Annotated in this window: 14 protein-coding genes; 2 read left to right on the forward strand and 12 right to left on the reverse strand. The window is 37.2% G+C overall.

All coding sequences use genetic code 11. The annotated features are described in order from the left end of the window. Positions 1-3 precede the first annotated feature (3 nt). The 6 genes from ACUN8G_RS06460 to bshB1 are packed head-to-tail and all read right to left on the reverse strand — an operon-like array spanning position 4 to position 6,078. Positions 4-1,533 carry an alpha-N-arabinofuranosidase gene (locus ACUN8G_RS06460; RefSeq protein WP_437347684.1) on the reverse strand — a complete coding sequence of 510 codons (1,530 nt, stop codon included), beginning with the start codon at positions 1,531-1,533 and terminating at the stop codon, positions 4-6. A gap of 21 nt (positions 1,534-1,554) precedes the next feature. Next, complete coding sequence (locus ACUN8G_RS06465; RefSeq protein ID WP_437347683.1) at positions 1,555-2,559, reverse strand: J domain-containing protein; 1,005 nt, start codon at positions 2,557-2,559, stop codon at positions 1,555-1,557. A gap of 59 nt (positions 2,560-2,618) precedes the next feature. After that, positions 2,619-3,005 carry a DUF302 domain-containing protein gene (locus ACUN8G_RS06470; RefSeq protein WP_437347682.1) on the reverse strand — a complete coding sequence of 129 codons (387 nt, stop codon included), beginning with the start codon at positions 3,003-3,005 and terminating at the stop codon, positions 2,619-2,621. An 11-nt stretch (positions 3,006-3,016) separates the two neighbouring features. Next, complete coding sequence (locus ACUN8G_RS06475; protein ID WP_437347681.1) at positions 3,017-4,495, reverse strand: SLC13 family permease; 1,479 nt, start codon at positions 4,493-4,495, stop codon at positions 3,017-3,019. A gap of 9 nt (positions 4,496-4,504) precedes the next feature. Continuing rightward, complete coding sequence (locus tag ACUN8G_RS06480; protein WP_437347680.1) at positions 4,505-5,365, reverse strand: NAD(P)-dependent oxidoreductase; 861 nt, start codon at positions 5,363-5,365, stop codon at positions 4,505-4,507. A gap of 11 nt (positions 5,366-5,376) precedes the next feature. Beyond that, entirely contained in the window at positions 5,377-6,078 is a 702-nt protein-coding gene (bshB1, locus tag ACUN8G_RS06485) for a bacillithiol biosynthesis deacetylase BshB1 (protein ID WP_445480916.1), read from the reverse strand. Positions 6,079-6,192: 114 nt separating this feature from the next. Here bshB1 and gatB point away from each other — a divergent pair, with 114 nt between their 5' ends. Then, the gene (gene gatB, locus ACUN8G_RS06490) at positions 6,193-7,635 is read left to right on the forward strand and encodes an Asp-tRNA(Asn)/Glu-tRNA(Gln) amidotransferase subunit GatB (protein WP_437347678.1); all 1,443 of its coding nucleotides are present in this window, start codon (positions 6,193-6,195) and stop codon (positions 7,633-7,635) included. Between the two features lie 6 nt (positions 7,636-7,641). On the opposite strand, the gene ACUN8G_RS06495 is transcribed toward gatB, so the two are convergent. Next, positions 7,642-8,523: an SDR family oxidoreductase gene (locus ACUN8G_RS06495; RefSeq protein ID WP_437347677.1), complete on the reverse strand. Its 882-nt coding sequence runs from the start codon at positions 8,521-8,523 to the stop codon at positions 7,642-7,644. A 74-nt stretch (positions 8,524-8,597) separates the two neighbouring features. Between ACUN8G_RS06495 and ACUN8G_RS06500 the strand changes: the two genes are divergently transcribed. Next, positions 8,598-9,449, forward strand: coding sequence for a deoxyribonuclease IV (locus tag ACUN8G_RS06500; RefSeq protein WP_437347676.1), 852 nt, complete (start codon positions 8,598-8,600; stop codon positions 9,447-9,449). A gap of 1 nt (position 9,450) precedes the next feature. On the opposite strand, the gene ACUN8G_RS06505 is transcribed toward ACUN8G_RS06500, so the two are convergent. The 5 genes from ACUN8G_RS06505 to gmk form a co-directional block, all read right to left on the reverse strand. Beyond that, positions 9,451-10,305 (reverse strand): N-acetylmuramoyl-L-alanine amidase-like domain-containing protein, encoded by an 855-nt coding sequence (locus ACUN8G_RS06505; protein ID WP_437347675.1) that lies wholly within the window; start codon positions 10,303-10,305, stop codon positions 9,451-9,453. Positions 10,306-10,322: 17 nt separating this feature from the next. Beyond that, positions 10,323-11,765, reverse strand: a complete 1,443-nt coding sequence (gene dnaB / locus ACUN8G_RS06510; protein WP_437347674.1) for a replicative DNA helicase — start codon at positions 11,763-11,765, stop codon at positions 10,323-10,325. A 4-nt stretch (positions 11,766-11,769) separates the two neighbouring features. Continuing rightward, the gene (locus ACUN8G_RS06515) at positions 11,770-12,495 is read right to left on the reverse strand and encodes a uracil-DNA glycosylase (RefSeq protein WP_437347673.1); all 726 of its coding nucleotides are present in this window, start codon (positions 12,493-12,495) and stop codon (positions 11,770-11,772) included. Between the two features lie 78 nt (positions 12,496-12,573). Beyond that, on the reverse strand, positions 12,574-12,864 hold the full coding sequence (rpoZ, locus tag ACUN8G_RS06520) for a DNA-directed RNA polymerase subunit omega (protein ID WP_437347672.1): 291 nt from the start codon (positions 12,862-12,864) through the stop codon (positions 12,574-12,576). After that, positions 12,845-13,435: a guanylate kinase gene (gmk, locus tag ACUN8G_RS06525; RefSeq protein ID WP_437347671.1), complete on the reverse strand. Its 591-nt coding sequence runs from the start codon at positions 13,433-13,435 to the stop codon at positions 12,845-12,847. The genes rpoZ and gmk overlap by 20 nt, the downstream gene beginning before the upstream one ends. Positions 13,436-13,437 lie beyond the last annotated feature (2 nt).

Raw genomic sequence — 13,437 nt, forward strand, 5'->3', positions numbered from 1 at the left:
TAATTATTCCAGTTCAAGTACAACAACCGATGTAGCAGGCAGTTCTACCTGGAGTTTATTTCCACTTAGTTTAAACCCCTTGAATGAAGCGGGTTTAATTCTTTCCGGATTTTCAAAAGTATTATGATCCTGAACTTTTTCCGATGTAAGTATTCTGCCTATGCATTTGCTTACATTCGTACCTCTCAGGTCGATTTCGACATTGTGTTTATTGCGAATGTCGATATTTACAAGCGATATATGAATTTTACCATTTTCATCTTTCGAAGCAGAGCAAGAAATTGCATCAAGGGATTTACCGTTGACCGTATATTTTTCTGAAGTTACATTAACTGGCAACATTGTTGCGTCGTGATGAACGTTGTACATTTCCATTACATGATAGGTGGGAGTAAGAATTATTTTTTCCTCATTAGTCAAAATTACTGCCTGTAGTACGTTTACTGTTTGAGCCAGATTAGCCATTTTAACCCGGCGGCAATGATTGTTGAAAATGTTCAAAGTTGCACCTGCAAGTATCGCATCTCTCATTGTATTCTGTTGATATAAAAAGCCTGGATTTGTACCGGGTTCTACGTCGTACCAGCCACCCCATTCATCAACAGCCAGAGCCACACGATTTTGTGGGTCATATTTATCCATAATATTTATATGTCCTTCGACAATCTTTTCCATTTTGAGTGCTTCTTGCATTGTTCTGAAGTATTGGTCTTCAGTAAAATCGGTGGCTGAACCTTTTGCGTTCCAATCAATTACAGCATAGTGATGAACTCCTATCCCCTCGATAAGATTCAGTGGAATATTTTTAAGCAACACTTCAGTCCAATTGTAATCATCGCCAGCGGCACCCGAGGCAATTCTGAATAATTTAATATTTGAGCTGCCGGGCAAATAAGTTGCATAGGTTCTGTAAACATCTGCATAATGTTCTGGTCTCATATGACCGCCGCAGCCCCACGTTTCGTTTCCAACTCCCCAGTATTTAACGTTCCAGGGTTTTTCCCTCCCGTTTTTTTTGCGTAGGTCGCTCATTGGACTTCTGCCGTCGAAGTTCATGTATTGTACCCATTCTGCCATTTCTCGGACGGTTCCGCTGCCAACGTTGCCCGATATATACGGTTCAGCTCCCAGTTGCTCACACAGATCCATGAATTCATGAGTGCCAAAACTGTTATCCTCAGTTACGCCGCCCCACCAAGTATTAACAATTGTCGGTCTCTCGGATTTAGGTCCAATTCCATCTTTCCAGTGATACGTATCGGCAAAGCATCCACCCGGCCATCTCAGTACAGGTACTTTCATTTTTCTGAGGGCTTTTACTATATCGTTTCTTATGCCTCTGGTATTAGGAATAATTTTGTTTGTGTCCCCGACGTAAAACCCATCATAAATACATCTGCCCAGATGTTCAGAAAAATGTCCGTAAATATTTTTGTCGATTTTGTACTTGCCCAAATCGGCGTTGATTATAATTTTGTTTTGAGCGTTAAGAGTGACGAAAAGTAGAAACAAGAAGATTACAAGCCGTTGCATTAATTCCCCCTTATTTTTTAGTTATAGTTTATATTTTTGCTTGAACCATTCGTATGCTGCATTGATCTGTTTCGTTTTTTTCTCTGCCAATACCTTAAGTTCATCTCCAAGATCGCTAACTCTGTCCGGATGATATTTCGAAATTAAGTCGAGGTAACGCTTGCGTATGTATGATTTAGTAACTTTTCCCGATAAGCCCAGCAATTTACCGTAGTATTTTGCTTTTTCGAAGTCGGTTGCTTTTGTAGGATCGAATTCCTCATCATCCGAAGAAGTTCTTTTTTCAAACTTTTCAAAGCGTTCGTATTTCTCGTACTTTTCGTATTTCTCATATTGTGTATAAGTTTTCTCCTCTTTTCGGGAAGACTTTCTGTGAGTCTTTTGTCTGAAATAGAATCCAACAATGTCGTTGACAGAAGTGAAAAGTTCCGAACTGTTATCACCAATATTGAACAGGTAATCGAGCATAAACAAATTAACATTATACCAATCGGTATCTTTAATTTTTGCGGAGTTCTCAATTAGATTCTGTTTAACAGTATCAATTTTCAAATTGGGTCTTAATTTAATCAAAATATTATTTTCAACGACTGGAGTAACTATTTTCAGAAGCGAGTTGACCCATCTGTCCGAACTCATTTCAAGGATTAATGTATGGAGCACAAGGAATTCGTTATAAACTTCGTCTGAAGGAACTGTAACAGAAAGTTCAGGCGAATAACTGATGCATTGAAGGTGGCCGTATGTCGTAAACATCAGTTCATTGAGTGTCTGGTCAGTATCCATATCGAACCACTTCTTACAAGTGCTTTCTACAGCTTGAGGCACAAACATACTCTTAAATTCATATGAGGCTTTAAAGCTAGAGTTCAAAAAGTTTTGCGAAAAACCTGCAAGAGCCGAATGAGTTGTACCTATTGCAGTCCATATACTCTTGTAAATTGCATCATAGATGTAAAACGCCTCGTCGTATCTTTTCTGTTCAAATACAAAATCTGCAGCTTCTCTTAATTTACGTATGTTCATAATACAATTTTTTTCATAATCTATATTACAAGTATAAAAAAAACCTGCCAATATTTTAATTATAAAGTAGCAAGAAATCTTTCCAGCTTTTTTGATACTTCCGAAGCTAATTCTGCCAGAGCAGAATTTTTAACTGCCTGCATCGATTCCAGTGGATTAACAACACTTACCTGAACTGTGCCATCATGTTTTTCTTGAAGTATTATATTGCATGGAAGCAAAACCCCAATATTTTCTTCCATCAAAAGAGCCTTATATGCAAGTGGTGGATTGCAGGCACCAAATATCTTATAATTTCTGAAATCAACGTCGATCTTTTTTTTAAGAATATCTTTTACATCAATTTCAGTTAATACACCAAATCCTTCCTTTGGTAAAGCACCTTTAATTCTATTCTCTGCTTCGTCAAATGAATAATTTACGACCTTGGAATTATAATAAGTCATTTTCCCCTCCTTTAATTAATTTTAAAATTCATTATCACAACTATAGTAATAATAACAGCTCCGATTAAATTTATGATGACTCCTGGCAAAGCCATATTTTTAATTTCCAATTTTCTGCTGCTGAATACAATTGCATTAGGGGGCGTGGCTACTGGCAACATAAATGCGCACGAGACAGAAAACGTAGCCGGCAGCATCAACAACATTGGATTAATATCTAATTCGTAAGCCAGAGATGCAAGAATTGGCAATAAAATTTGCGCCGTTGCTGTGTTGGATGTCAGTTCTGTCAAAAAAGTTACGATCAAACAAATTGAAAAAATCAAGTAATAAGGATGAAGTCCTTTTAAAGTAATAAATTGTTTACCTATAATTTCAGATAACCCCGAATCAACGAAAGCGTATGCCAGGCCAAATCCACCTCCAAATAGAAGTACAATATCCCACGGAATTTTATTAATAGCATCCCTTTCGAGTACGAATCCTATATCACTGTTAGAATAACTTACGGGTATCATAAATAGAAGAAGAGCCATTGCAATTGCGATAGTGCCATCATCTATAAATTCACTATTAGGCATCAATTTTGTCCAACCTGGAATTACAAACAAACCGGTATTGATATCACTACGGAAAATCCAGAGAAGCGAAGTGGCGACAAATATAATCAGTACCGATTTCTCACCACCCTTTAATTTACCGAGTGTACTTTTCTCTTCTTTAATAATTAACCTGTCAATACTAATTTCATCCGTAGTTCTATAAATTATTCTATTCAATAGAAACCACACAAACGCAAGCAATGTAATTGTAATTGGCAGAGCAAGCATCATCCAGCGGGCAAAAGTAATTTGCTCATACTCAGGAAAGTTGATCTTGAAGACACGTTGAAAAACAAGATTAGGGGGAGTCCCGATAGGCGTAGTAAGCCCTCCAATCGAACAGGAATACGCTATTGCGAGCATTAATGCAATTGAAAAATTTTTTACATCGTTGTTTTTATTTTCCTCTTCAACTTTTTTTATTACTGACAATCCGATTGGTAGTAGCATTACAGCAGTAGCAGTATTTGAAATCCACATAGAAATAAAAGCAGAAGCCAGCATAAAACCGAGAATTATTTTGCCCGGCGAATTCCCCAGCAAATAAATTATGTTCACTGCTATTCTTTTATGCAGTTTCCATTTTTCCATTGCTATAGCAATAATAAACCCACCTATGAACAAAAAAATTGTCGAATTAATGTAAGCCTGGGAAATTGATTTAGCGGAGATTACACCAGTCAATGGAAAAATTACAAGCGGGATTAGCGAAGTTGCAGCCAGTGGTATCGATTCGGTAATCCAAAGTAGTGCCATCAAAGTAGCCGTGGCAGCAACAATTTCGGCTTTTTCATTTCCAGCACCAAGTTCCAGCAGTAAGTAAACTGCCATCGATAAGACTATACTAACTATAATCGTAATCTGTTTTACTTGGAAAACCCTTTTCATTTATTTTATTTATTCTTGTTTTGGATAAATCACATTGAACAAAGCTGAATAATCTTTATCCGCCAAATTCATATCAATTCCTTGCAGAAGTATGTTTTTGACTTTTTCAATAATCTCTGTATTTACTTTTTTTTCTGAAAATTCTTCGTTAATAAGATTAATGTCCTTTAGCATGTGCTTTAAAGGGAAATTCGCTTTATCGAAATCTCTCTTCAGCATCCCATTCAACTTTTTATCGAATGTAGGAGCATATAGCGAACTCTTTCTAAGAATTTCCATAAATTGATTTACGTCCACATTACTCGAAAGGACATAACCAAGACTCATCGAAAAGACCGAAGTAAGCGATGCGATCATTTGATTTAATGCGAGCTTCATCGCCGAAGCACTTCCTACCTCACCGATGTGATAAACCCCGTCACCAAAGTTCTTCAATAACTTTTTCCACTTATTGTAATTATCTTTCGAAGCGCCAACCATCACAATTAACTGCCCTTCTTCGACTTGCGGGATGCTACCCAGAACCGGGGCTTCGATGTATTCACCTTCGTATTCCTCGATCCTGTTTTTCAGTAAAAGACTCTCCTTTGGTGAAATGGTACTCATCTGAATTAAAGTTTTTCCTTTGAAGGGAATTCTTTCAGCAAACAACGTTTCGTTTATTGCGTTAAAATCCGTGAGCATTGTAATTATCACCGATGTTTCCCTTATTGCATCAGCAGGCAAATCAAATACTTTTGCCTGATGTTTTTTCAGGCGTTCAGTTTTGGATTTTGTTCTATTAAATACAAATAAATTGTAGCCCGCTTTCAACAATCTGAAAGCCATTGGTTCTCCCATTAATCCGGTACCGATAAAAGCTACCTTCATTAACTTACTCCTTATTTAATTAATTGGACTATATCAAGTTCAATTTCTTCTTCGCAAAAGAACGGCTCTCCATAATCCTTCCCGATTTTGAAACCGAAAACTTTTGCACGTGCTTCGATATACTTGAGAAAATTCGGCTGACTTATGAACGTCTCGGGCTCATGACTGTCGGGATTGTAGAACTGAGATTTATATGCACGCACGGCATTCATTTTTGTTTCGAACGTTTTACTTATATCAATTACAAAAGAAGGTTTGAATTCATAAGTTTGCATATAATAAAAAAGTCGTTTGGGTCGATAAGCTTTCTGCTCTGTTGAGATTTTAGGCAATCCCGAAAAGAAGAATGCTTCTTTGACAAGATTTCCAACACCAATATGGTCGGGATGGCGGTCGTTGAAGTAGGGCGCAAAAATTATTTTCGGTTTGTATTCCCGTATTTTACGAATTAATGTACGCAGATAATCTTCGGAGTGTTTAAGATTACCATCTTTAAATCCGAGATTTTCCCTGTGTGTCAGTTTAAGTATTTGGGAGGCTTCCTCAGCTTCTTTTAACCTGAGTTCTGGTGTGCCACGCGTTCCGAGCTCTCCTTGAGACAAATCCACAATACCGACTTTGTATCCTTCGCCGGTTAATTTTGCAATTGTACCACCCATCGATAATTCAGCATCATCAGGATGAGCAGCAAATATAAGTATATCGAGCTCCATAGTATCCATTCATATTTTTATTTATTAATATGTATAAAATTTTTGTGAGTGCAAAATAGTTCATTATGCGAGAAAATAATTATATTCGTGAGACAAATTTTTCTAATCTAAATTATGAACGAAAAATATGAAGCGGTTATTGGACTCGAAGTCCACGCACAATTATTAACCGACACAAAAATTTTTTGCGGATGTTCGACAAAGTTCGGCTCTGCACCGAATACAAATGTGTGTCCCGTTTGCCTTGGACAGCCGGGTGTTCTGCCTGTGTTGAACAAAAAAGTTGTTGAATATACAGTATTAATGGGACTTGCAACAAATTGCACAATTAATCGTAAATCAATTTTTGCCAGAAAACATTACTTCTATCCCGACCTGCCGAAGAATTACCAGATTTCACAATACGAAGAACCGATATGCGAACACGGATATATAACTATTGAACTAAAAGATGGAACAAAGAAAAAAATTGGGATAACTAGAATTCATATGGAAGAAGATGCAGGTAAATCGATTCACGATCAGGATTTCGATACATTGATTGATTTGAACAGAACCGGTACTCCTTTAATGGAAATTGTCAGCGAACCCGATATCAGAACTCCGGAAGAAGCATATTTATATCTGAACAAGTTAAAACAGATTCTTACTTATCTCGGCATTTGCGATGGTAATATGGAAGAAGGGTCTCTACGGTGCGATGCCAACATATCGGTACGTCTTAAAGGAGAAACAAAATTTGGGACAAAAACAGAAGTAAAAAACATGAACTCGTTCCGTAACGTGGAACGCGCTCTGGCATTCGAAATTGAACGTCAAATCGATTTGCTTGAAGATGGGAAAGAAATCATTCAGCAGACACTATTGTGGGATGCCGATGCCAATGTCGCCCAGCCAATGCGTTCCAAAGAAGAGGCTCACGACTATCGCTATTTCCCCGATCCCGATCTTATGCCGGTAGTAATTGAAGATAAAATGCTCGGCGAATTAAAAAGCCACATGCCAGAACTTCCCGACGCTAAGAAAAATCGTTTTATCGAAAAATATGCGCTACCTCCCTACGATGCAGAAATTCTTACATCTTCACGAGAACTTGCAGATTACTACGAAAAAATTCTTACCGTAACAAACGATTTTAAATCCGCCAGCAATTGGGTCATGACCGAAGTTTTGAAAGTTATCAACGAAGAAAAAATTGATATTTCCAGATTCCCCGTAAGTCCAGAAAACCTTGGCAAGTTGATTGAATTGATAAACAACAAAACAATTAGCGGCAAAATTGCCAAAGATGTTTTTTCAGAAATGCTTAAATCCAATAAAGACCCTGAAACTATCGTCAAAGAAAAAAATCTTGTACAGATAACCGACTTTTCCGAAATCGAGTCAATTGTAGAAAAAGTTCTATCCGAAAATCAAAAGCAGGTGGAAGAATTCCTGGCTGGCAAAGAAAAAGTGCTCGGCTTTTTAGTAGGCCAAATAATGCGCGAGACAAAAGGAAAAGCCAATCCACAAATTGTCAATGATATTTTGAAGGATAAGCTGAGCTCCTTAAAATAAAGAGGGTTATTTATTGAATACTTCGGCAATTGATTCTTCAATCGGAGCCGGCGAAAGTCCGTATGATTTGAGTTTGTCAATATTTAGAGAAACGTCATAAACTTTATACGGATAGCCAATCTCATCCATCGTTGTTTTGATCAACAAATTTTCATCGATTCCTGCCTGCTTAGACGCCAGCTTAATTAAATCGTATCTCGATAACCTTTCATTTCCACCAAAGTTTATGGTATCGCCTCTAATATCTTCAATCTCTATTAACTTCTTAATCATTCTTGCTGCTTCAATCAAAGAAAGGGGTGTGCGGAATTGATCGGTGAATAACCTAACTGTCTCGTGATTTTTTAATTTTTTCAGAGTTTCCTGAAAAAAATTAGTCGAATGATTCAGGCCGAAACCAAAGAGTAATGCTTCTCGAAGAATAATATAATTACCTGTAACTTCCTTTATTTTCTGTTCTCCCATCAACTTCGTTTCAGCGTACAATGATACTGGTATTAGTTTTGCGTTTTCGTCAAGGTAAGAACCTCTGTATCCAGCATAGACGAGGTCGGTTGACAAATAAATAATCCTGGCATTATAACGTTCGCATAATTCTGCAATTTTCTTCGTAACATTTACATTAATATCATAGACATATTTACGCGGCAATGAATCTGCTTTTTCGTTGTTCGATACTGCTGCGGTATGAATAACTATTTCAGGTCTAAAATTCTCAAATACTTCCTCAAGTTTAATATAATTATCCAGTTGAAGCTGAATGGAATTGTACTGGTTGCAATTGCCGATATTTTTATAGTATTGAGTTAAGATGATGTGTTTTTCCGAAAGATGATAATTGAGATATTGCCCGAGTAATCCACTACCTCCTGTAATGAATATTTTCATATTTTCTTTTATATCATTTATTATTAAACTTAGATAACAATTTAATATTATTTTACAATAAAGAAGAACTCTAAATGAAACAATTATTAGGCGCACATACATTTGTCAAAGGCGGACCTGCATCGGCTATCGAAACGGCCGAGAAACTTGGATTTACAGCAATCCAGATTTTCACCAAAAACAACAATAGATATTTTGAACGCGATTTAACTGAAGACGAAATTAACGACTATAAAGAGAAACTTAAAAATTCGGGAATTAAGTTCGTTGTTTCGCACGATTCATATTTGATAAATCTTTGTTCAAAAGATCCAGAAGGTTTAAAAAAGTCGCGAGCAGCTTTTATAAAAGAGCTTGAAAGATGCGAGCAGCTCGGCATACCTTATTTGAATTTTCACCCCGGAGCCCACGGAGGACAGGGAGAAGAAGACGGCCTTAAATTAATTGCTGAATCGCTCAATTATGTTCACGAAAAAACTAAAGGATTTAAAGTAAAAAGTATGCTCGAAGCAACAGCCGGGCAGGGGACAGCACTTGGTTATAAATTTGAGCACCTCCGTAAAATTATCGATATGGTAGATGAACCGGAGAGAATAACGGTTTGTATCGACACCTGCCATATTTTTGCTGCAGGTTACAACATTCGCGACGCAAAAGAATATAAAAAAGTAATGAAGGAATTCGACGATATTATCGGGCTCGATTTATTGAAATGTATTCACATGAACGACAGCAAGAAAGAATTGGGCAGTAAGATAGATAGGCACGAACACATTGGAAAAGGATTCATCGGACTCGAAGGTTTTTCGAACATCATGAACGATAAAAAGATTGAACATGTGCCAAAAATTCTCGAAACTCCCAAGGGCAAGGATCAAAAAGAAGATTTGGAAAATATTAAAGTATTATTGAGCTTAATTAAATAGATTAGTTTATACGCAGCACCATTATTCCGGTTTGTTTTGAATGTGATTTGATATATTCAGAGAGAGGGAGTTTTGAAATCTCAACTTTTTTTCCTATGTCTGGAGCATGTAGCAAATATATTCTTCCATCATTCCCTTTAAGTGCAATCCCTGTATGAGAGATATCGAGTCCCGGGATATTGGTAGTTATGCCGATTATATCGCCACTTTTAATTTTATCTTCTATTTGCCCTATCATATTTTGAGGAATGTAAAAGTATTCTCTTGATGAAATCTCATTCTCAATAATAGCAATAGAATCCGTCAATTCCTTGTTACCTGCTAACTGTTTATAGCTTTTCGTATGAGTCGACATAAAATTAATTTTTTTATTGTAGGGAATTCCACCAATTTCTCTTGTTATATCTTTACCAATTCCTCTTTTTTCCATTTCATAAATCCAGTCTGAAAAATAATGGAGACGCGAGGCATAACCATTCATAATTCCATTTCTATATCTTATTTTTTCAATTTCTTTAAGAAATGCATTGAAGGAGGTATCATTATTTTTGATACACCTTGCCAGAGCAACTGTGGCTTCGACAAATGTATAGCAATCAAGACCTTTTAGATTAATAATCAATGATTCTCTATCTGCTGCTTCGAGAGTATGCGCTTGATAATCTGTCCCGATAAAACTTAATCCGATTTGCTCTATTATTTCATTAATTGGTCTTCCACTTAATTCCATTTTGTATGCCAGCTCAAATTTATTACGGCACACAGCAACATCTTCAGGACTGTAAACCTGTGCATTTGTAATAAATGTTATTAACATCAGCAGTAAAAAAAGTAAAAGGAAATTAAGTTTATTCATAATTGCTCTTACGTTAATCAGAACGGTTCTTCAGATTCGGTATCGCCTTGAGTTATTTCTTGTCTAAATTTTTCTAAATTTTCGAATCGGGCGTATTCCTTGATAAATTTCAATTTAATTTCGCCTATCGGACCATTACGTTGTTTGCCGATAATAATTTCGGCAATTCCTTCTGTACTTTCGCCACCAGCTTCACCATTTGTATAAGTAGTAATATTATAAACTTCGGGGCGATACAAAAAAATTACCACGTCGGCATCTTGTTCAATGGAGCCGGATTCACGCAGGTCGGAAAGCATCGGTTTTTTATCTGACCTCTGCTCTACAGCACGATTAAGCTGCGAGAGAGCAATAACCGGCACATTCAATTCTTTAGCAAGTGCTTTCAATGAGCGGGATATCGTCGATATTTCTCTTTCACGACTTTCGAGTGTGGCGGAGGGATTGACTAATTGAAGATAATCTACAATGATCATCCCGATATTCTTTTCATTTTTTAGCCGCCTGGCTTTAGCCCTGAGCTCCAGGACAGTAATACCTGGTGTATCATCGATATAAATTGGAGCTTTACTTAACTTATGTACTGTTCTGCTAATGCGTGCATAATCTTCGGCTTTGAATTTACCTGTTCGCAGGCTATGAGCATTTATTTTCGCCTCAGCAGAAATCAAGCGTGTGGCTAATTGTATGGTGGACATTTCGAGTGAAAAAACTGCTATCGGGACCTGATTATTAACTGCAGCATTACGGGCAATCGACATTGCAAAAGCCGTTTTGCCCATCGAAGGACGCGCAGCAATTATAATCAGGTCAGACTTCTGGAAGCCACCCAGTAATGCATCGAGTTCATAGTATCCTGATGGTACTGCATTGAACGACGTTTTTTTTGAGTGAATTGCTTCGATCAGTTCGAGCGATTCCTTTACCGCTCTGTCCATTGACGTAAAAGATTCTTTGATTCCTTCTTCTGAAATTCTGAATATTTTTGATTCTGCCGCATCGAGTAAATCGAATACATCTTCTTTACCCTGGAATGCCATTTCAGCAATTTCGCTGGAAGTTGAAATTAATTGGCGTAAAATCCATTTTTCGAGCACAATACGCGAATGATAATCGATATTGGCTGCCGATGTTGTATCTTCTGTTAATTGACTGATATATGCGGCGCCGCCAGCTTTTTCGAATTTACCCGACTTTTTCAGTTCTTCATAAAGAGTTACAAGATCAATAGGCTCGTCGGATTCATAAAGCGATAGCATTACCTCGAATATCGTTCTGTTACGCGGATCATAAAAAGCATCGGGTTTCAGTACTTCGACTGCTTTGGGAACAGCATTATTGTCCAATAGCATTGCACCCAGAACAGCACGTTCCACTTCTATTGCAGATGGTGGTTGACGTACACCTTCATCTTTTGGAAGTCGTGTCGAATCTTTGTTGTCTTTTTTAGTTCTGGCCATATTTTCAGTTCAATTCGTCGTACAATTTTTTGAATTTCTTTACATCTTCCCAGCAGCCTTTTTTCCAGCCCGGATTTCTGAGTAAAGCTGCGGGATGATAGGTAACGACAACTTTAATTCCATTGAATTCGTAAATATTTCCTCTCAATGCGGAAAGCGAAAGTTTTTTATTCAACAAACCGTTCGCTGCTATTCTACCAAGGCATAAAATAATTTTGGGATTAATCAATTCAATCTGTTTATATAAGTACGGTATGCAGGTTTCCATTTCTGAGGGCAGCGGGTCCCTATTGCCGGGTGGTCGGCATTTCAAAATATTTGCAATGAATACGTCGTCTCTGGTTAAGTCGATTGCTTTCAAAATGTCGTTCAACAATTTACCGGCCTTTCCGACAAACGGTTCGCCCTGTTTATCTTCATCCGCACCAGGGGCTTCTCCAATTAACATCGCACGCGCGTGTGGATTGCCGACTCCGAAAACAAATTTCGTACGCGATTTTGACAATTCGCACTTTGTGCAAGTGTTTATCAAACTGTCGAGTTCTTCGAGGCTTTCAGCTTTTTGAAATGGTTCATCAAACAGACTGTTGTTCAGGTTTTTTTCTATCTTTTCTGTTGTTTTAATTTCGGATTCCAGAATTTCTTCTTCCTTTAAAACAAAAAGGTCGTCGCCGAAAATTTCTCTTTGAAGTTGCAAGGCTTCTATTAATTTTTTCCCCAGCGACGACATTAACCTACCTTTCTCAATTAAATAATTTAGACAGTCGAAAAGACAGTCTTAAAACTAATAGATCAGCTAAGTAATTTTCTACCTTTCTTTATAACGGTATTCGATGCCTTCATTTAACAATTCATTGATAGCACGAATCTGCGGCTTTTCCCTTTTATCGAACTCTAGAGCAAGTTTAAGTTGTTCGGGATTTTCTTTGTCTTCAAATTCATCGTCGTTGTTCGTTACAACGGTATTGAGAAGAGTATTGAATTCGAGTTTATAGTCGTCGTTAATCTGACGGGCTCTGCGTGCAGCTACGACAACAGCTTCATAGAGATTCGGAATTCTCGACTTTATTTTTCTTAAATCAACCGGTCTGAGTGTCATGATAATTTACCTCCGATATTTCTTTATTTATTATTTTTTTTACTTCTTCAATTGCTCGTTCTAAATCGCTGTTTTCAACGACATAATCGAACTTATCTTTATAACCGAGTTCCATTTCTGCGCGTTCGATTCTCTTTTTAATATCCTCTTCTGTTTCTGTCTTGCGATTTAGCAATCTTTTTTTCAACGCTTCGATATCTGGTGGCACAATAAAAATCAGAACTGCATCTGGAAAAAACTTCTTAATATTTAATGCGCCCTTAACATCCACTTCGAATACTGTATTATATCCATTTGCCAGATTATCTTCAACGGCATTTTTCAAAGTACCGTAATAGCAGTCGTAAAATTTTTCCCATTCAACAAATTCATTATTTTCAATTTTCTTTTTGAATTCTTCTTCGGTAAGAAAGTAATAATCAACCCCTTCGATTTCACCAGGACGTTTTTTACGCGTAGTGGCAGAAACCGAATATTTAAGTTCGGGAAAAGTTTTTAGTAATTCCTTAAGGATCGTAGTTTTACCTGCACCACTCGGAGCAGAAAACACAAAAAGCTTGGGCTTGGTCACTC

The organism is Melioribacter sulfuriphilus, from assembly GCF_052656625.1.

What these genes read in the sequence shown, in the direction of transcription:
- gatB (WP_437347678.1), top strand. Translation starts at nt 6,193, where the DNA reads ATGAACGAAAAATATGAAGCGGTTATTGGACTCGAAGTCCACGCACAA.
- ACUN8G_RS06465 (WP_437347683.1), bottom strand. Translation starts at nt 2,559, where the DNA reads ATGAACATACGTAAATTAAGAGAAGCTGCAGATTTTGTATTTGAACAG.
- ACUN8G_RS06515 (WP_437347673.1), bottom strand. Translation starts at nt 12,495, where the DNA reads ATGTCGTCGCTGGGGAAAAAATTAATAGAAGCCTTGCAACTTCAAAGA.
- ACUN8G_RS06495 (WP_437347677.1), bottom strand. Translation starts at nt 8,523, where the DNA reads ATGAAAATATTCATTACAGGAGGTAGTGGATTACTCGGGCAATATCTC.
- ACUN8G_RS06475 (WP_437347681.1), bottom strand. Translation starts at nt 4,495, where the DNA reads ATGAAAAGGGTTTTCCAAGTAAAACAGATTACGATTATAGTTAGTATA.
- rpoZ (WP_437347672.1), bottom strand. Translation starts at nt 12,864, where the DNA reads ATGACACTCAGACCGGTTGATTTAAGAAAAATAAAGTCGAGAATTCCG.
- ACUN8G_RS06500 (WP_437347676.1), top strand. Translation starts at nt 8,598, where the DNA reads ATGAAACAATTATTAGGCGCACATACATTTGTCAAAGGCGGACCTGCA.
- bshB1 (WP_445480916.1), bottom strand. Translation starts at nt 6,078, where the DNA reads ATGGAGCTCGATATACTTATATTTGCTGCTCATCCTGATGATGCTGAA.
- ACUN8G_RS06460 (WP_437347684.1), bottom strand. Translation starts at nt 1,533, where the DNA reads ATGCAACGGCTTGTAATCTTCTTGTTTCTACTTTTCGTCACTCTTAAC.
- ACUN8G_RS06480 (WP_437347680.1), bottom strand. Translation starts at nt 5,365, where the DNA reads ATGAAGGTAGCTTTTATCGGTACCGGATTAATGGGAGAACCAATGGCT.
- ACUN8G_RS06470 (WP_437347682.1), bottom strand. Translation starts at nt 3,005, where the DNA reads ATGACTTATTATAATTCCAAGGTCGTAAATTATTCATTTGACGAAGCA.
- dnaB (WP_437347674.1), bottom strand. Translation starts at nt 11,765, where the DNA reads ATGGCCAGAACTAAAAAAGACAACAAAGATTCGACACGACTTCCAAAA.
- ACUN8G_RS06505 (WP_437347675.1), bottom strand. Translation starts at nt 10,305, where the DNA reads ATGAATAAACTTAATTTCCTTTTACTTTTTTTACTGCTGATGTTAATA.